This is a genomic window from Cellulomonas algicola (assembly GCF_019024305.1).
Classification (GTDB): Bacteria; Actinomycetota; Actinomycetes; order Actinomycetales; family Cellulomonadaceae; genus Cellulomonas; species Cellulomonas algicola.
The window spans coordinates 1-18356 of record NZ_JAHKSJ010000034.1 but is presented as its reverse complement, the minus strand read 5'-3'; the positions used below and the strand labels follow the sequence as shown (position 1 = coordinate 18356).

At 74.8% G+C, this 18356-nt stretch carries 17 protein-coding genes; 7 read left to right on the top strand and 10 right to left on the bottom strand.

Going from position 1 to position 18356, the window contains the following annotated elements; translation table 11 throughout:
* The first annotated feature begins 145 nt into the window (after positions 1–145).
* Both KOV94_RS19240 and KOV94_RS19235 read left to right on the top strand, forming a co-directional pair.
* Entirely contained in the window at positions 146–355 is a 210-nt protein-coding gene (locus KOV94_RS19240; RefSeq protein ID WP_124341525.1) for an RNA polymerase subunit sigma-70, read from the top strand.
* On the top strand, positions 355–894 hold the full coding sequence (locus KOV94_RS19235; RefSeq protein ID WP_124341526.1) for a Clp protease N-terminal domain-containing protein: 540 nt from the start codon (positions 355–357) through the stop codon (positions 892–894). The genes KOV94_RS19240 and KOV94_RS19235 overlap by 1 nt, the downstream gene beginning before the upstream one ends.
* Positions 895–1149: 255 nt before the next feature.
* Here the strand turns inward: KOV94_RS19235 and pcrA are convergent, their stop codons facing one another.
* From pcrA to KOV94_RS19210, 5 genes are all read right to left on the bottom strand, one after another.
* Positions 1150–3681: a DNA helicase PcrA gene (gene pcrA, locus KOV94_RS19230; RefSeq protein WP_124341527.1), complete on the bottom strand. Its 2532-nt coding sequence runs from the start codon at positions 3679–3681 to the stop codon at positions 1150–1152.
* A 128-nt stretch (positions 3682–3809) separates the two neighbouring features.
* Positions 3810–4292, bottom strand: a complete 483-nt coding sequence (locus KOV94_RS19225) for a DUF456 domain-containing protein (RefSeq protein WP_124341528.1) — start codon at positions 4290–4292, stop codon at positions 3810–3812.
* 68 nt (positions 4293–4360) lie between these two features.
* Positions 4361–4708 carry a hypothetical protein gene (locus KOV94_RS19220; RefSeq protein WP_124341529.1) on the bottom strand — a complete coding sequence of 116 codons (348 nt, stop codon included), beginning with the start codon at positions 4706–4708 and terminating at the stop codon, positions 4361–4363.
* Positions 4709–4837: 129 nt separating this feature from the next.
* Positions 4838–5518: a LuxR C-terminal-related transcriptional regulator gene (locus KOV94_RS19215; RefSeq protein ID WP_124341530.1), complete on the bottom strand. Its 681-nt coding sequence runs from the start codon at positions 5516–5518 to the stop codon at positions 4838–4840.
* A complete protein-coding gene (locus KOV94_RS19210; protein ID WP_124341531.1) occupies positions 5515–6843 on the bottom strand; it encodes an ATP-binding protein in 1329 nt (442 codons plus the stop codon). The genes KOV94_RS19215 and KOV94_RS19210 overlap by 4 nt, the downstream gene beginning before the upstream one ends.
* A gap of 160 nt (positions 6844–7003) precedes the next feature.
* Here KOV94_RS19210 and KOV94_RS19205 point away from each other — a divergent pair, with 160 nt between their 5' ends.
* A complete protein-coding gene (locus KOV94_RS19205; RefSeq protein WP_218052911.1) occupies positions 7004–8545 on the top strand; it encodes a PspC domain-containing protein in 1542 nt (513 codons plus the stop codon).
* Positions 8542–9483: a hypothetical protein gene (locus tag KOV94_RS19200; protein ID WP_218052910.1), complete on the top strand. Its 942-nt coding sequence runs from the start codon at positions 8542–8544 to the stop codon at positions 9481–9483. The genes KOV94_RS19205 and KOV94_RS19200 overlap by 4 nt, the downstream gene beginning before the upstream one ends.
* 116 nt (positions 9484–9599) lie before the next feature.
* Here KOV94_RS19200 and KOV94_RS19195 read toward each other — a convergent pair whose 3' ends face one another.
* The 5 genes from KOV94_RS19195 to guaA all read right to left on the bottom strand — a co-directional run bounded on the left by KOV94_RS19195 (position 9600) and on the right by guaA (position 14152).
* Complete coding sequence (locus tag KOV94_RS19195) at positions 9600–10088, bottom strand: aromatic ring-opening dioxygenase LigA (protein ID WP_124341533.1); 489 nt, start codon at positions 10086–10088, stop codon at positions 9600–9602.
* A gap of 205 nt (positions 10089–10293) precedes the next feature.
* Positions 10294–10779, bottom strand: a complete 486-nt coding sequence (locus KOV94_RS19190; protein ID WP_124341534.1) for an aromatic ring-opening dioxygenase LigA — start codon at positions 10777–10779, stop codon at positions 10294–10296.
* Between the two features lie 204 nt (positions 10780–10983).
* Entirely contained in the window at positions 10984–12120 is a 1137-nt protein-coding gene (locus KOV94_RS19185) for a glycosyltransferase family 4 protein (RefSeq protein ID WP_218052909.1), read from the bottom strand.
* Positions 12121–12131: 11 nt separating this feature from the next.
* Positions 12132–12512: a DUF3817 domain-containing protein gene (locus tag KOV94_RS19180; RefSeq protein WP_371852310.1), complete on the bottom strand. Its 381-nt coding sequence runs from the start codon at positions 12510–12512 to the stop codon at positions 12132–12134.
* A 29-nt stretch (positions 12513–12541) separates the two neighbouring features.
* Positions 12542–14152, bottom strand: a complete 1611-nt coding sequence (gene guaA, locus KOV94_RS19175; RefSeq protein ID WP_308160668.1) for a glutamine-hydrolyzing GMP synthase — start codon at positions 14150–14152, stop codon at positions 12542–12544.
* A gap of 146 nt (positions 14153–14298) precedes the next feature.
* Here guaA and KOV94_RS19170 point away from each other — a divergent pair, with 146 nt between their 5' ends.
* The 3 genes from KOV94_RS19170 to arfB are packed head-to-tail and all read left to right on the top strand — an operon-like array spanning position 14299 to position 18273.
* Positions 14299–16107 (top strand): ABC transporter transmembrane domain-containing protein, encoded by a 1809-nt coding sequence (locus KOV94_RS19170; RefSeq protein WP_124341537.1) that lies wholly within the window; start codon positions 14299–14301, stop codon positions 16105–16107.
* Positions 16104–17837, top strand: a complete 1734-nt coding sequence (locus tag KOV94_RS19165; protein ID WP_218052908.1) for an ABC transporter ATP-binding protein — start codon at positions 16104–16106, stop codon at positions 17835–17837. The genes KOV94_RS19170 and KOV94_RS19165 overlap by 4 nt, the downstream gene beginning before the upstream one ends.
* Before the next feature lie 7 nt (positions 17838–17844).
* Entirely contained in the window at positions 17845–18273 is a 429-nt protein-coding gene (gene arfB, locus KOV94_RS19160) for an alternative ribosome rescue aminoacyl-tRNA hydrolase ArfB (protein ID WP_218052907.1), read from the top strand.
* The last annotated feature ends 83 nt before the right edge of the window (positions 18274–18356 follow it).

Genomic DNA, 18356 nt, shown 5'->3' with positions numbered 1-18356 from the left:
GTCGTCGCGGCGCTGACGGCGCGCCCACGGGTCCCGTGCGGCAGCGCGCCCGGGTGCCGAGCGGTCCCGTGCGGCGGGGCACGACCAGCGGTCAGCTCGTCAACATCGGTTGACACCCATCGCCGCGTCAACGTATGTTGACGGCATGTCCAGCGAGCTCCTCACCGCCGCCGCGGGCGACGACCCCGCCGAGGGTCTGCGTGCCGTCCGCTCGCTGCGCGTCCTCGCCGACCGGCTCGAGGCGCTCCACGTCGAGCGCGCGCGCCGGATCGGCTGGCCGTGGCAGCACATCGCCGACGCGCTCGGCGTCACCCGGCAGGCCGTCCACAAGAAGTACGGGAAGAGGTACCCCTGATGTTCGAGCGCTTCACGCAGGACGCCCGTCTCGCCGTCGAGCAGGCCCAGACCGTCGCGCGCCGCCTCGGTGCGGACCACATCGGCTCCGAGCACGTGCTGCTCGGCACCGTCGCGCACGGGGACGCCGTCGCCCGTCGCGCGCTCGCGCGCCTCGACGTCGAGCCCGCCGCGCTCGAGCGGGCCGTGCGCGCGCAGTCGACGGACACGCTCGACGCCGACGCCCTCGCGGGGCTCGGCATCGACCTCGACGCCGTGCGCGAGCAGGTCGAGGCGACCTTCGGGCCCGGCGCCCTCGACGCGCCCGCGCCCGGGGGACGCCGCGGTCACCTGCCCTTCGACGCCGACGCCAAGAAGCTGCTCGAGGTCTCGCTGCGCGAGGCGGTCCGCCTCAAGCACCGCCGGATCGACACCGGCCACCTCCTGCTCGCGGCCGCACGCCTCGACACCGCAGGCTCGGGCCGCGCGCTCCTCGCGGCGGGGGTCGACCGCGACACCGTCGAGCGGGCCGTGCAGGCCACCTGGGCCGAGGCGGCCTGAGCACGCGCCGGCCGGGAGCACCGACGTGCACGACGACGGGGACGTCGACGCTCGGCCGTCACCGCGCGACGTCGGCGCCGCGGCCGGGGCGTTCGCCGTCCTGGTCGTGCGACGGGCCCGTGCGACCGCCCGGGCAGTCCCTGCCCCTGGTGTCCCTGCCCCTGGTCCGCCCGGGCGCACGCGCCGCGAGACGCCGCGATCGGGCACGTCACCCACGAGTGAGGACGGCGGGCCGCCCTTCCGGACGGCGGCGTGTCAGAGCTTGGTGACCGGCGAGTAGCGCAGCAGCAGGCGCTTGGTGCCCTCGGTGCCGAAGTCGACCTTGGCCACGGCGTTCGGTCCGGCGCCCTCGAGCCCGACGACCGTGCCGAGCCCGTAGGCGTCGTGCGTCACGCGGTCACCGATCGTGAGCGTCGGGACGTCGCCACGCGGGGTCGCGGACCCGAACTTGGCGCCCGTCGACGGCAGGCTGGGCTTCGTCTCCTTCGCCCGCTCGGTCCGTCCGCCGGACCGGTAGCCGCCCGACCCGGCGCGCCCTGAGCCGTAACCACCGGACCCGAAGCCCGAGCCCCAGCCGCCGCGCAGCGACGACGTCGACGACTCGCGCCGCCGCCAGTCGACGAGCTCCTCGGGCAGGTCGTCGAGGAACCGGCTGGGCGGGAACTCGTTCGGCACGCCCCACGCCGTGCGGACCGCGGCGCGCGAGATGTACAGCCGCTCACGCGCGCGGGTCAGCCCGACGTAGGCGAGCCGGCGCTCCTCGGCGAGCTGGTCGGTGTCCGTCAGCGAGCGCATGTGCGGGAACGTCCCGTCCTCCATGCCCGTGAGGAACACGACGGGGAACTCGAGCCCCTTGGCGGTGTGCAGCGTCATGAGCGTGATGACGCCCTGGTCCGGCTGGCGCGGCGCGTCCTCGTCGTCCCCGTCCCCGCCGTCGGGAGTCGGGATCTGGTCCGAGTCGGCGACGAGCGAGACGCGCTCGAGGAAGTCGGCGAGGTCGCCGTCGGGGTCGCTCTGCTCGAACTCGGTCGCGACGGCGTGCAGCTCGGCGAGGTTCTCGACGCGCGACGCGTCCTGCGGGTCCTCGCTGGCCCGCAGCTCGGCGAGGTAGCCGGACCGGTCGAGCACGGCCCCGAGCACCTCGGCGGGACCGGCGCCCTGGAACGCGAGCACGCGCAGGTCCGACATCATCGCGGCGAACGACGACAGCCCGGTGATCGCGCGCGTCCCGAGCCCGGGCACCTCGTCGAGCCGGTCGAGCGCGGCGCCGAACGAGATGCGCTCGCGCTCGGCGAACGACGCGACCATCGACTCCGACCGGTCCCCCAGCCCGCGCTTGGGCACGTTGAGGATGCGGCGCAGGTTGACGTCGTCGTCGGGGTTCGCGATCGCGCGCAGGTACGCGACGGCGTCCTTGATCTCCTTGCGCTCGTAGAAGCGCGTGCCGCCGACGACCTTGTACGGCAGGCCGACGCGGATCAGCACCTCCTCGAGCGCGCGGGACTGCGCGTTCGCGCGGTAGAAGATCGCGACGTCGCCGGGCCGCACGCCGTCGGAGTCGCCGAGGCGGTCGATCTCCTGCGCGACGAAGCGCGCCTCCTCGTGCTCGGTGTCCGCGACGTACGCGACGATCTGCGCGCCCTGGCCCGAGTCGGTCCACAGCCGCTTGGGCTTGCGACCGGGGTTGCGGCTGATGACGGCGTTCGCGGCGGAGAGGATCGTCTGCGTCGAGCGGTAGTTCTGCTCGAGCAGGATCGTGCGCGCGTCGGGGTAGTCGGCCTCGAACTCGAGGATGTTGCGGATCGACGCGCCGCGGAACGCGTAGATCGACTGGTCGGCGTCGCCGACGACCGTGAGCTCGCCGCGCGGCACCTCCTCGCCGTCCGCGCCCGCCGCCGAGCCGCTGTGGCCGACGAGCTCGCGCACGAGCATGTACTGCGCGTGGTTGGTGTCCTGGTACTCGTCGACGAGCACGTGCCGGAACCGCCGCCGGTAGTGCTCGGCGACCGCCGGGAAGCCCTGCAGCAGGTGGACGGTCGACATGATGAGGTCGTCGAAGTCGAGCGCCTGCGCCTGCCGCAGCCGCGCCTGGTAGCGCGTGTAGACCTGCGCGAGCGCGGTGTCGAAGTCGTTCGCCGCTCCCCCGCCGTTGGTCGCCGCGAACGTCTCGGGGTCGACGAGCTCGTCCTTGAGCGCGGAGATCTTCGCCGAGAGCGCCTTCGCCGGGTACTTCTTCGGGTCGAGGTCGAGCTCGCGCGCGACGAGCGTGAGCAGGCGCTGCGAGTCGGCCGCGTCGTAGATCGAGAAGCTGGACCGCAGCCCGAGCGTCGCGGCCTCGCGCCGCAGGATCCGCACGCACGCGGAGTGGAACGTCGACACCCACATGTTCCGGGCCGACGGCCCGACCAGGTGCTCGACGCGCTCGCGCATCTCCGCCGCGGCCTTGTTGGTGAACGTGATCGCGAGGATCTCGCCCGGGCGCGACCGGCGCGTGGCCAGCAGGTGCGCGATCCGGTGCGTCAGCACGCGCGTCTTGCCCGAGCCGGCGCCGGCGACGATGAGCAGCGGGCCGCCGCTGTGGACGACGGCCTCCTTCTGCTGCGGGTTGAGCCCGACGAGCAGGGCGTCCGCGCGCTCCTGGCGCCGGGCGTCGCGCTCCTGGGCGGCGTCGTCCTCGCCGCGCGGGGGCACGACGGCGGGCAGACCGGACGGCTCACCGGCCGTCCGGCGCGACGGGACGGCGCCACCGGGCACGGGCAGGGAGAGGCTCTCGAACAGCGATGTCATGACGGCACCAGCCTAGGCGTCGCCACCGACACCCGGTGCCCGCCGCGCACAGGCCGGACGGGCGCAGGCGAGGGCCGGCCGCCGGGCGGACGGGACGCACGCGACGACCTCGGTCGGCGACCGGGCGGTCAGGTGACGGCGAGCCCCACGCCCCACGCGGCGGTCGTGACGAGTGCCCCCGCGAGCTCGACGAGGATCGTCACGCCCGTGGCCTGCAGCGCGACCACCGTGGCCTTCCACGCGGGCCCGTGCTCGCGCAGCCGGACCCACTCGGCGGCGTAGGTGCCGACGACGAACCCGAGCGGGAGACCGACGACCGGGACGGCGAAGAACCCGACGACGCCGAGCAGGCCGCCCCACACGAGCGTGCTGTTCGGCACACCCCGACGCTGGAGGTGCCGGCCCGCGAGCAGGTACTTGCCGACGGCGGCGAGCCCGGTCGCGAGGACCGCGACCGCGACGACCGTCCAGCCCGCGGCACCGCCCGTGATCACGCCCCAGGCGATGACCGCGGCGGCCACGAGGATGCCGCCGGGCAGCACCTGCACGACGACCCCGAACAGCCCGACCAGCACGACGACGCCGATCAGGACCTCTCCGACCACACCCATGGCGGCAGACCCTAGCCGCCGTCAGGCCGCGCCGCGGCGCGGGGCCGCGGCGCGACCGGGACGGCCGGTCAGCGCCAGAGGACGGCGATCGCGACGTTGAGCACGGTGAGGCCGAGGACGCCGCCGAGCAGGCCCTTCGTGACCTTCTCCGGACGACGCGTGCCGTACACGACCAGCCCGGTCACGACGAGCGCGACGACGAGCTTCACGGCGACCTTGACGTTGTTCGGGTCGCGCAGCTCGTCGCTCGCCGAGGCCAGGCCGACCATGAGGATGCCGGTGATCAGCGCCGTGAGGATCCCGTGCAGCGCGCCCCTGGGGAGCCGGTTGTCGCGCATCGTGACGAGCGTGCCGCCGAGCACGATCGCCCAGCCCAGGAGGTGCAGGAAGAGGAGGAGGTGCTGCAGGAGTTCCATGCCTCCCGAGCCTAGCCGCCGGGCGGGACGGTTTCTGACGTTCCGTCAGATCGACCGCGTCACACGTGCGGCCGCACCGCCGCGGGCGACGGCGTCACAGCCCGCCGCCGCGCCACCGTCGACCGCGGGTCAGAGGAGCCGGCGCGCCGCCGCCCACCGCGTCAGCTCGTGCCGGCTCGACAGCTGGAGCTTGCGCAGGACCGCCGACACGTGGGTCTCGACGGTCTTCACCGAGATGAACAGCTCCGCGGCGACCTCGCGGTAGGTGTAGCCGCGCGCGATGAGCCGCATGACCTCGCGCTCGCGCGCCGAGAGGCGGTCGAGCTCGTCGTCGCCCGTCGCGACGTCGCCCGCGGCCGCGCCGAACGCGTCGAGCACGAACCCCGCGAGCCGCGGCGAGAACACCGCGTCCCCGCCCGCGACGCGGCGCACCGCGTCCGACAGCTCGCCGCCGTCGATCGCCTTCGTCACGTAGCCGCGCGCCCCGGACCGGATCACCGCGACCACGTCCTCGGCCGCGTCCGACACCGACAGCGCGAGGAACCGCGTCGTGCCGCCCAGGTCGGTGCAGCGCCGGATCACCTCGGCACCACCGCCGCCGTCGCCGCCGGGCAGGTGGACGTCGAGCAGCACCACCGGGGGCTGCAGCTCGTGCACCACGCGGACGGCCGACTCGACGTCGTCGGCCTCGCCGACCACGCGCACGCCCGCGTCGAGCGACGCCTTGACCCCGGTCCGGAACAGGTGGTGGTCGTCGACGAGGACGACGTCCACGGCACCGGTCGACGGGCCCGTCGTGTCCGTGCTCATCTCGCTTCCCCTCCCTCGGCCGCCGCGGCCGCGCGCACCGGCACCAGCAGGTGCACCTCGGTGCCGCGACCCGGCCGGCTGGTCACCTCGGCCGTGCCACCACGACGGCGGACCCGGCCCATGATCGACTCGCGCACCCCGAACCGGTCGGGTCCGATCGCGTCCACGTCGAACCCGTCGCCCCGGTCCTTGACGAACACCTCGACCGCGTCGGACCGCACCTCGAGGTACAGCGACACCGGCGGACGACCGTGCACGACGGCGTTGACGAGCGCCTCGCGCGTCGCCTGGACCAGCGCCTCGGTGTCCGCGTCCGGGACGCGGTCCCCGACGACGACCACGTCGATCGCCACCGGGTCGCCCGTCGGGCCGGACCGCGAGTCCTCGACCTCGGCGACGACGTCCTTGACGACCGCCGCGACCGACGTGCCAGGGGCCGGACGCTCGTCGTACATCCACTCGCGCAGCTCGCGCTCCTGCGCACGCGCCATGCGCGCGACCTCGGCGGCGTCGTCGGCGCGGGCGCGGATGAGCGCGAGGGTCTGCAGCACCGAGTCGTGCAGGTGCGCGGCGATGTCGGCACGCTCCGACTCCCGGGCACGCGCGGCCCGCTCGTCGCCGAGCGCGCGGACCAGGCGCAGCCACCACGGCGCGAGCACGAGCCCGACGCCGGCGAGCACGGCCACGGCCGCCACGACCGCCTGCACGAACGCGGCCGGCTCGATGCCGCTGCCCATGAGCTGCCCCACGAGCAGCAGCCCGCCCACACCCGCGAGCACCACACCGCCGAGCAGGCGCAGCACGCCGACCGTCGGGCGGCCCGACTCGGTCCGCCACCGCTCGCGCGGCACGTGGTCGAGCTGGCTCCACGCGAGCCCGAGACCTGCGAGCAGCACGAGCGACGGCAGCAGCCAGTCGACGTTGAGGTCGAGGCCCAGCCGCGTCGCGACGAGCGCGATCGAGCCCAGCACGAGCGCGACACCCGTGAGGATCGCCGCGAGCGGCAGCCGGCGGGCCGGGTCGACGTCGTGCTGGCGCCGGGCCAGGCGCGTGAGCGCGGTCGGACGCGCCTCGGTCGCCGCCGCGGCCGGGTCCCCCGCGGGGACGGTCAGCCACCAGAAGACGTACAGCGCCGGACCGACCGCCGCGACCGGCGCGAGGACGACGAACGCGAACCGCACGAGCCCCACGGGGACGTCGAGGTGCGCCGCCAGCCCGACCGCCACGCCCGCGAACCAGCGGCCGCGCTCGGGACGGCGCAGCGGCAGCCGCACGCGCGGCGCGGCGGTGCCGGCCGGTCGCGACGGGGCAGGTGCGGAGGTCACGCACCGATCGTCACACGTCCGCAGGGGTGCTCACGGCGTTCCCGGCACCAGATCAGGGACGCGTCCCCCGAGGATCAGGGCTGGGGGACCCCCAGGATCAGGGTCGGGTCAGGGGAGCACCCGATCCCGCCGGACCGCCCTCGCGGGGAAGGATCGAGCCATGGACACGAACACCCCTGCCGGCGGACCTGCCGGCCCGGACGCGCCGGGAGCACGCGGCGAGCACGGCGCCCCGACCGCGCCCTACGGCACCCCGCCGCCGTTCGACTCCGCCCCACGGCCCCCCGCGGCGGGCGGCTTCTTCGCCGCCGTGCGCCGCACCGGCATGTTCCGCGGCGACGACCGCTGGATCGGCGGGGTCTGCGACGGGCTCGCGCGGCGCTTCGGGCTCGACCCGCTGCTGGTGCGCGGCCTGTTCGCCGCGTCGATCCTGCTCGGCGGACTCGGGCTCGTCGTCTACGGGGTCGCCTGGGCGCTGCTGCCCGAGCAGTCCGACGGCCGCATCCACCTCGAGGAGATGGTCGCGGGCCGGTTCGACGTGGCCCTGCTCGGCGCGCTCGGCGTCGCGATCGTCGGCCTCGCGCGCGGCGACCACTGGTTCTGGTTCTGGGACGGCCCTCCGGGCTGGCTCCAGGGGCTCCTCTGGGTCGCGTTCATCGCCGGGGTCATCGCGCTGATCGTCACCGCGGCGAGCCGACGGTCGACGCCCGCACCCGTCTACGGCCCTGCCCCCTACGGCCCCGCCCCCGCCGCGGCGGCGCCCGCCGACCCGTGGGTCAAGCAGCCGGCTCCGGCCCGCGCGGCCTCGGCGACCTCCGGCCCGGCCGTTCCGACGACGAGCGCACCCGCACCCGGCTACCCGGCACCCGGCGCGCCCGCGGCGAGCGCTCCCGTGACCGGCCCCGCGCCGTACGGTCCCTACGGCTCGTACCCCACGCCGGGCTCGTCCGGCCCGTACCGCCAGGGCCCCACGCCGCCCGCACCGCCCGCCCTGCCGGTCCCGCTCGCCCCGCCGCCCCCGCCCGCGCCGCGCAAGCCGCGCGTGCTCGGTCCCGGCGTCGGCATGGTCGGCTCGGTCGTCGCCCTCAGCCTCATCGGGCTCGCCGTCCTCCTCCTGGCCGACTGGACCGGCGACTTCGACGGACCCGTCGCGCTCACCGCGCTCGGCATCGGCATCGTCCTCGCCGGCCTCGGCATCCTGGTCTCGGGCCTGCGCGGCCGTCGCAGCGGCGCCCTCGGCGCCCTCGCGATCGTCGGCATCCTCGTCGCGCTGCCCGTCGGCGCCGCCCAGACGAACGACTGGGTGTGGACGACCGGTCCGGAACGCCACCTCGACAGCGGCACCTACGTCGTCGACAGCCGCCGCTCCGCCGCCGAGGGCTTCGACCTCGGGTTCGGCGACGCCGTGGTCGACCTGACCGCGGTCCCCCTCACCAGCACCACGCTCGACGTCCCGGTCTCGCTCGGCGCCGGCAACCTCACCGTCGTCGTCCCGGTCGACGCGGCCGTCGCCGCCGACACCGAGGCCGGCGTCGGCACGGTCCGCTGGGAGCTCGACGGCGAGACGCGCACCGTGGACGGCCTCGGTATCTCGGAGCAGAGGTTCGAGGACGAGCAGACCCGCACCGGCACGACCCCCCAGCTCCTGCTGCACGTCAGCGTCGGCGCGGGCGAGGTCCGGATCATCGAGGAGCAGGCATGAGCACCGACGACACCCGCCACGAGCCGGAGCCGGCGACGGACCCGACCGACGCACCGTCCGCTCCCGACGCGACCGCGCCGCTGCCGACGACGGACGTGCGCCGCACCGACGCCCGCGCCACGGACGTGGCCGACGACGCCGCGGCCGACGACGTGGCTGAGGACGCGGACGTGGCCGAGGACGACGACGCCCGTCCGGCCCACGGCGCGGACGTGTCGCAGGACGCGGCGCCCAGGACGGACGCTGACCTCACGGTCGCGGCGGACGCCGACCTCGCGAGCGGGGCGGACTCCGACGTCACGACCGGGGCCGACGCGACCCAGCCGCTCCTGCGGACGGACGAGACGCAGCCGCTCGCGCGGACGGACGAGACGCAGCCGCTCCTGCGGACGGACGAGACGCAGCCGCTCCCCCCGACGGACGCGACGCGCCCGCTGCCGGTCATGACGAAGGACCGCCACGAGCCGGGCGACGAGCAGGCCGCCGTGCAGGACGGGCACACCCGCCCGCTCCCGCCGCCGACGGACGACCGTCCGGCGCTGATCGACGAGCTCACGAGCATGTCGACGCCTGCGCCGGACCCCGGGCCGGTGCCGGTCCCCGCGCCCGCTCCGGCACCGACGCCGACCCCGGTCCCGGCCCCGCCTGCTCCGGCCACGTCGAGCACGGGCCCGGCGGTCGCAGCCTCGGCCCCGGCCCCGGCTGGCACGGAGCCGGAGAAGGAGCCGCGCGCACGGCTGCGCGTCGGCACGGTCGTCTGGGGCCTCGTCCTCGCGGCGATCGGCGTCGGCATCCTCGCGTGGGCCTCGGGGCTCGCGATCGACCTGCAGCTCGCGCTGATCGTGCTGCTCGCGGCCGCAGGTGCGGCGCTCCTCGTCGGGTCGCTGCTCTCGGCCGCCCGCAGCTCGCGCCAGGCGGCGGCCGCCGCACGGCGATGACGTCGGGCGGCCGCACCCCCGCCGCGGCCGCCCGCACGCACGAAGGTCCGGTCCCCAGCCCGGGGGACCGGACCTTCGTCGTCCTGGCGACGGACCGCGACGACGCGGCCGGCCGGTCAGGCGTTGGCCGTCGCGGGCGGCGCCGTCTGGGTCGTGTCGGTGACGACCGCGCGCGGGACGGTCCCGACCTTGCGCAGCGCCCAGCCGACGAGCACGAACGTCACGCCGACGCCGAACACCAGGAGCGCGACGCCGAACGCGACGACCGAGGTGAACAGCGACGCCCTCAGGAACGACGCGGTCATGACCGTCGAGCGCGTCGGGTCGTCCTGGTCGAGCTCCGCGTACGTCTTGCCGCCCGACGCCTCGAGCGCGTGCGTGTTGATGATGTCCGCCTGGACCCACGCCTCCCAGGGCGTGTCGACGAGCTGGCCCTGGAAGGCCGACGCGTCGTCGGACACCGTGATCTTCTCGGCGGCGAGGTTGCTCGCCACCGCTCCCCACGTGACTCCCCCGGCGACGATGAAGACGACGCCCAGGATCAAGGTGATGAGGCCGATGACGCGCACCGCGCCCGACCGCTCCCCCACTGCAGCACTCGACATTTCCCGATCCCTTCTGCACCACTGACAGAACGGGCCCGGACACCCGGGCCCGACAGGCCGAGCTCACGAGACAGCACCGTGCCCGTCGAGCGTATCCCCAGGTCGGCGGGCAGAACAGGAGGAAGCGGGCGACACACCCGCGGCGTGGCGGCGCGCCGGGCGACCGCGTGGGCCGCCCGGCAGACGTCGGCGCCGCCCGGTGGGCTCAGGCGGGGACGGCGACGGGACGCGTCTCGTCGGACGTGTCGCGCCGGGCGTCGGGCCCGGTCGACGACGCGGCGAGGGAGCGCAGGGCGCTCCCGGCGAGCAGGAAGCCGACGCCGACACCGACGACGAGGAGCGAGACGCCGAAGGCGATGACGGACGTCATGAGCGACGCGCGCAGGAACGAGGCCGTCTGGACCATCGGTCGTGCGGCGTCGTCCTGGTCGAGCTCGGCGTAGGTGCGGCCGTCCGACTCGGCCATCGCGTGACCGCGGATGGCCTCGGCCTGCGACCACGCCTCCCACGGGGTGTCGACGAGCTGGCCGGCGAACGCCGGGGCGTCGTCGGAGACGTGGATCTCCTCCTGGCCGAGGCTCGCGCCGACGCCGAACCAGGTGGCGACACCGGCGACGGCGAGGAGCGCTCCGAGCGCGAGGACGAGGGTGCCGAGGAGTCGAGCGGGACGACGGCGTGCACGTGCGGACATGGTGGTCCCCCTGATGGGTCGGTATCACGGACGTGCCGGGGTCAGGTGTGGACGAGCGACCCCGGCGAGGACATGCACCGCGCGGTCCCCGTGACGCTAGCCGCTGTCACGGTTCCTGTGCGCGCAGTTGTCCACGATGTGACAACGGGGCGTACGACGAATCGGTTCAGTGCGTCCGCAACAAAAAGGTATCGAAAGTGCCGGTCAGCGCATCGCGCGAGCGCGCTCGTACTCGGCGAGCGCCGCTCCCAGCACGTCGTCCCAGCCGAACGCGGGTCGGATCGTGCGGTTGTGCGTGCGGATGCCCGCGAGCAGCCGGCCGTCCTTGGCGAGGTGCACGACGGCCTCGGTCATCTCCGCGTCGTCGGCGACGAGCAGCCCGTCGACGCCGTCGGTGACGAACTCCGCGATGCCCGTGCCCCGGCGCGCCACGATCGCGAGCCCGGCGGTCCGGGCCTCGAGGGCGGCGATGCCGAACGCCTCGAGCTCGGCGGGGGCGAGGAACACGTCGGCGTGCGCGTAGGCGGCGCGGACCTGGGGACGCGTCAGGCGGCCGCGCAGGTCGACGACGCCGTCGAGCCCTTGCGCCGACACCGCGGACCGGACCCGTCCGAGGGCCGGGCCCGACCCGATGATCGACAGGTGGAGGCGGCCGTGCGGCAGTCGTCGGGCGGCGGCGCCGACGAGCTCGACGAGCGGGACCGCGCGCTTGCGCGGCGCGAGACGCATGGTCGACACGAGGCGGACGGGCGCGGTCTCGTCGTCGGCGGCGGGTGTGGTCGAGTCCGTGTCGGGCGCCCAGGCGTCGAGGTCCAGCCCGTTGGGCACGACCGCGACCTGCGTCTCGAAGACGGCCTCGACGCGCGCCGCCGCGGCCGAGCTCACCGCCGAGAGGGCGACCGGGGCGTCGGCCCAGCGCGTGCGCCGGACCGCGTTGCGCAGCGCGGGGACCGTGCCGTCGAGCATGCAGTGCCAGGTCACCGCCGTCGGCAGGCCCGCGTCGAGCGCGAGTCGCGCACCGTCGAACGCGAAGGGCGACAGGACGCCCGCGTGCACGTGCACGACGTCGGGACGCAGGCCGTCGAACGCGGTCCGCAGCAGCCGCGGCCCGGCGGCGGGGTTGATCGGGAGGTCGAACGGGAGCCGCGCGCCCAGCCGGTGCACGTGCACCCCGTGCTCGACGTCGACCACACCGCCGCGCTCCCTCGCGACCCCGAGCGTCGCCGTGAGGACGTGGACGTCGTGGCCCTGCTCTGCCTGCCGGGCGGCGAGGTCGCCGACCTGCGACTCGATGCCGCCCGTGCGCGGCGCGTAGCAGTCGGAGACGTGGACGATCCGCACGGGCCCTCCGGTCAGGCGCGCGCGTCGATCGCGGCGAGCGCCTCGCGGTGCACCTTGCGCTCGAGCACGAACGACATGACCGGCACGACGCCCGCGAGCGCGAGCGTCACGAGCCGGCCGAGCCGCCAGCGCATCGTCGACCACAGGTCGAAGCAGGTGACCAGGTAGATCACGTAGACCCAGCCGTGCACCATCGCGATGATCCGCGCGGCCTCCGACCGCGGGTCGCCGTCGACGTTGAACCCGGGCAGCTGCAGCACGTACTTGAGGATCATCTCGACGCAGAGCAGCAGCAGCATCGTGCCGGTGATCCACGCCAGGACCCGGTACCGCTGGGCCGCCCCGCGGGCGCGCTTCACCCAGGGCTTCGTCGTCGTCTCCGTCGTGCTCACCTGCTCCGGTCCTCCCGTCATGCCGTCGGTCACTCCCACTCGATCGTGCCCGGCGGCTTGCTCGTGACGTCGAGGACGACCCGGTTGACCTCGGGCACCTCGTTCGTGATGCGCGTGCTGATGGTCGCGAGCACGTCGTAGGGCAGGCGCGTCCAGTCGGCCGTCATCGCGTCCTCGGAGGACACGGGCCGCAGCACGACCGGGTGACCGTAGGTGCGGCCGTCGCCCTGGACGCCGACGGAGCGGACGTCGGCGAGCAGCACGACCGGGCACTGCCAGATGTCGCGGTCGAGCCCGGCCTTCGTGAGCTCCTCGCGCGCGATCGCGTCGGCCGCGCGCAGGATGTCGAGGCGCTCCGCGGTGACCTCGCCGATGATCCGGATGCCCAGGCCCGGACCGGGGAACGGCTGGCGCCAGACGATGACCTCGGGCACCCCGAGCTCCAGGCCGACCGCGCGCACCTCGTCCTTGAAGAGCGTGCGCAGCGGCTCGACGAGCTCGAACTGCAGGTCGTCGGGCAGGCCGCCGACGTTGTGGTGCGACTTGATGTTCGCCGCGCCCTCGCCCCCGCCGGACTCGACGACGTCGGGGTAGAGCGTGCCCTGCACGAGGAACTTCACGGCCTCGCCGTGCGCACCCGCGTCCTCGACGACCTCCCGCGCGGCGTCCTCGAACACGCGGATGAACTCGCGCCCGATGATCTTGCGCTTGGTCTCGGGGTCGGTGTGGCCGGCGAGCGCGTGCAGGAAGCGCTCGCGCGCGTCGACGATCTTGAGCTGCACGCCGGTCGCGGCGACGAAGTCCTTCTCGACCTGCTCCGCCTCACCGGACCGCAGCAGCCCGTGGTCGACGAACACGCAGGTCAGCTGGTCCCCGACGGCCTTCTGCACGAGCGCCGCGGCGACGGACGAGTCGACGCCGCCGGACAGCCCGCAGATGACGCGCGCGTCGCCGACCTGCGCGCGGATGCGCTCGACCTGCTCCGCGATGACGTTGCCGGGGTTCCAGTCGGGCGCGAGGCCCGCACCCTCGTAGAGGAAGTTCTCGAGCGCCTGCTGCCCGAGCGGCGAGTGCTTGACCTCGGGGTGCCACTGCACGCCGAACAGGCGGCGCTCGCGGTTCTCGAACGCGGCGACGGGGCTGCCGGCGCTCGTCGCGAGGACCTCGAAGCCCTCGGGCGCGGCGTGCACGGCGTCGCCGTGGCTCATCCACACGGTCTGCTGCTCGGGGCTGCCCGCGAGGACCGTGCCGGCGTCGGTCACCTCGACCGCGGTGCCGCCGTACTCGCGCTGACCGGTCTGCGCGACGGTCCCGCCGAGGGCCTGCGCCATCGCCTGGAAGCCGTAGCAGATGCCGAGCACGGGCACGCCTGCCTCGAACAGCGACGGGTCGACGAACGGGGCACCCGTGGCGTACACGGACGACGGCCCGCCGGACAGGATGATCGCCGCCGGGTCCTTCGCGAGCAGGTCCGCGACGGAGGCCGTGTGCGGGACGATCTCCGAGTACACGTTCGCCTCACGGACCCGCCGCGCGATGAGCTGCGCGTACTGGGCGCCGAAGTCGACGACGAGGACCGGACGGTGCGCGGGGGGCGCCGGCGCGTGCGCAGGCGACAGCGGCTCAGGCGTCTGGGTCACGCCCCCAGGGTAGTCGTCGCGGCGGCGTCCTCGGCCCGGTCGTCCGCGCGGTGGCGGACGTCACTCCCGGGCCCCGGCACGCGCTGTCCCGCACGGGCCGATAAGCGTTCGAGGCGTGTCGGTACGCGGTCGTAACGTAGACGCTCGTGCGCTCGCTCCCCCTCTCCGACCCCGGCACCCCGCCGCTGACCGGTCCCGTCGCCTACCTCTGGTGGCTCGCCCGTCGGCAGTGGGGCATCCTCGCGGTCGCCGTGCTGCTGGGGATCGTCCTGTTCGCCTGCCAGGCGCTGCTCCCGTACCTCACGGGCCGCGCGATCGACGGCGGGCTCGAGCACGGCTTCGGCCCCGACCTGTGGCGGGCCGCGGGTGCGCTCGCCGCGCTCGGGATCGTCAGCGCCGCAGCCGGCGCGATCGGGCACCGCTACGACGTGGCGAACTGGCTGCGCGCCGCGTTCACGTCCTCCCAGCTGGTCGGGACGACCGTCGCCCGCTCGGGGCACGCGATCACCGCCGAGCTGCCGACCGGTGAGGTCGTCTCCGCCGTCGCCAACGACGCCCTGCGGGTCGGTGAGATCTACGCGATCGCCGCCCGCTTCATCGGCAGCCTCGTCGCCTACGGCGTCGCCGCCGTCCTCATGCTGCGCGTCTCCGTGAGCCTCGGCCTCGTCGTGCTCCTGGGTCTGCCGACCGTCGCCGCCGCGCTCGGCCTGCTCGTCAAGCCGCTCCAGAAGCGCCAGGTCGCCCAGCGCGAGGCGTCCGGTCGCCTGACGACGCTCGGCGCCGACACCGTCTCCGGCCTGCGCATCCTGCGCGGCATCGGCGGCGAGAGCGTCTTCAACGCGCGCTACCGCGAGCAGTCGCAGCGCGTGCGCCGCCGCGGCGAGGAGGTCGCCGTCACGCAGTCGTGGCTCGACGCCCTCCAGGTGCTGCTGCCCGGCATGTTCGTCGCGGTGCTCATCTGGCTCGGCGCGCACATGGCGCTCGAGGGCACCATCACGCCCGGTCAGCTCGTCGCGACCTACGGGTACGCGGCGTTCCTCGCGTGGCCTGTGCAGAACGCGACGATGTTCCTGCAGTCGGCGACGCGCGCGCACGTGGGTGCGGGCAAGGTCGTCAAGGTCCTGCAGGTCGTGCCGGCGACGGGTGCGCGTCCGGGCACCGCCGAGGCGCCGCCCGCCGGGTCGACGCTGGTCGACGAGACGAGCGGCGTCGTGCTCGAGCACGGCCGCGTCGTCGCCCTCGTCAGCGCCGACCCCGACGAGTCCGCCGCGATCGCGACGCGCATGGGCCGGTTCGACGACGAGGCTGAGACGGACACGCCCGTGCGGCTCGGCGGCGTGCTGCTCGCCGACCTGCACAAGGAGGACGTGCGCACGCGCATCGTCGTCGCCGAGGCCACGCCGCACCTGTTCTCGGGCGCGCTGGGTGAGGAGCTCGACGTGCACGGCACGGGCGAGGAGGAGCGGCTGCTCGACGCGATCGCGCTCGCCGACGCCCACGACGTGCTCGACTCCGTGCCCGACGGCCTCGCGGGCGAGCTCCCCGAGAAGGGCCGCTCGCTGTCCGGCGGGCAGCGGCAGCGCGTCGCCCTCGCGCGGGCGCTGCTCCTGGACCCGGAGATCCTCGTGCTCGTCGAGCCGACCAGCGCGGTCGACGCGCACACCGAGGCGCGCATCGCCGGCCGGCTCGCCGACCACCGGCGCGGGCGTACGACCCTCGTCGTCACCGCGTCGCCGCTCGTGCTCGACCACGTCGACGAGGTGCAGCTCGTCCAGGACGGCCGCCTGGTCGCCCGGGGCGCGCACGCCGAGCTGCTCGACGGGGCGGCCGGCCCGGCCGTGGCCGCCGCGTACCGCCGGGTCGTCGGCCGCGACCTCGACACCGACACACCCCCGCACGGTGTGGCCGTCACCGACGACCTCGCCGACGCCTCGCCCGCAGGAGGACGACCGTGAAGCTCCCCATCGCCGACTCGGCGGCGGTGCGCGCGTACGCCGGCCGCCTGTTCCGCACGCACCGCACCGACCTCACCGGCATCGCGACGCTGCACACGCTCGCCGCGGTCGCCGGGCTCGCCGGTCCGTGGATCCTCGGGCGGCTCGTCGACGCCGTGACCGACGGCACGACGGTCTCCTACATCAACACCCTCATCGGGCTCGGCGTCCTCGCCGTGCTCGCGCAGACCGTCCTCATCCGGTTCGCGCAGCGCCGGTCGATGGTGTTCGGCGAGAAGGTCTTCGCCGAGCTCCGCGAGGAGTTCATCTCGACCGTGACGTCGCTGCCGCTGTCGACCGTCGAGCGCGCCGGGACCGGCGACCTGGTGGCGCGCACGACGAACGACGTCAACCGGCTGCAGCACGCGGTCCGCTTCGGTGTGCCGCGCGTGATCGTCGCGGTCGTGACGATCACGCTCACCGTCGTCGCGAGCGTGGTCCTCTCGCCGCTCGTGGCGGTCGCGATGTTCGTCGGCGTCCCCGGGATGCTGCTCGTGGTCCGCTGGTACCTCAAGCGCGCGACGCCGGCCTACCAGCGGGAGTCCGCGTCGTACGCGGCGCTCAACGGCACGATCACCGAGTCCGTCGAGGGTGCCCGCACCGTCGACGCGCTGCGGCTCGGCCCGCGCCGCCAGGCCCGCGTCGACGCCGACCTGCGCGAGGCGTTCGCCGCCGAGAAGGTCACGCTCGACCTGCGCACGGTGCTGTTCCCCGGCATCGACCTGGCGTTCGTGCTCGCGCCCGCGGCGGTCCTGGTCTGGGGCGGCTTCCTCGTGTCGCAGGGGTACGCGTCGCTCGGCGCGGTCACGACGATCGTCATGTACACGTACCAGGTCAGCGGCCCGGTGTGGGAGCTGATCTTCTGGGTCGACGAGATCCAGGTGGCGGCCACGTCGCTCGCGCGGATCGTCGGCGTGCAGCTCGTGTCGCCGGACCGTTCCGCCGGATCGGCGACGCCCGTGGACGAGGACGTGTCCGCGCGCGACCTGCGGTACGCGTACCGCGAGGGTCACGACGTGCTGCACGGCATCGACCTCGACCTGCGGTCCGGCGAGCGGCTCGCCGTCGTCGGCCCGTCCGGCGCCGGCAAGTCGACGCTCGGGCGCATGCTCGCCGGCATCCACCCGCCGACGGGCGGGTCCGTCACGGTCGGCGGTGTGCCGCTCGTCGAGCTGCCGCTCGAGGAACTGCGCGGGCACGTCGCGCTCGTCACGCAGGAGCACCATGTGTTCGTCGGCGAGCTCGCCGACAACCTGCGCCTGGCCAAGGAGGACGCGACCGGCGCCGAGCTCGAGCACGCGCTGCGGGCCGTCGACGCGTGGGAGTGGGTGTCCGCCCTGCCCGAGGGGCTGACGACCGAGGTCGGATCCGGTGGCACCCCGCTGACCCCCGCCCAGGCGCAGCAGATCGCGCTGGCGCGGCTCGTGCTGCTCGACCCGCACACGCTCGTGCTCGACGAGGCGACGTCGCTGCTCGACCCGCGCGCCGCGCGGCACCTCGAGCGGTCGCTGTCCGCCGTGCTCGAAGGCCGGACCGTCGTCGCGATCGCGCACCGGCTGCACACCGCGCACGACGCCGACCGCGTCGCCGTCGTCGACGCCGGGCGGATCACCGAGATCGGCCCGCACGACGAGCTCGTCGCCGCGGGTGGCGACTACGCCGCGCTGTGGCACTCGTGGCAGCACGAGTGATCCGACCGTGATCGCACCGATCGCCCTGCGAGGGGGTGTCGTCCTTCCCGACGACGCCCTCTCGTGGCGTTTCTCCCGGTCGAGCGGGCCCGGCGGTCAGGGCGTCAACACCGCCGACTCGCGCGTCGAGCTCACCGTCGACATCTCCGCCGTCCTGTGGGCCGTGCCCGAGCAGGAGGCGCGCGTCCGCTCGCGTCTGGCCGCGCGGCTGCGCGGTGACGTGCTGACCGTCGCCGCGTCCGAGCACCGGTCGCAGCTCCGCAACCGCGAGGCGGCGCTCACGCGCGTCGTCGCGCTCCTCGACGAGGCCCTCGCTCCCCCGGGCCCACCCCGCCGCGCGACCCGCCCGAGCCGCGCGTCCCGCGAGCGCCGCGCGGCAGGCGAGCGGCAGCGCCGGGCGGTGAAGGAGCTCCGCCGACGCCCTCCTCTCGGCTGAACATCACTCCATCCGCGCATCCCGCGACCCGGCGATGAGTACCGCTCTAGGTGTACTGACCCGCTGCGTTGTTGACTCGGTCG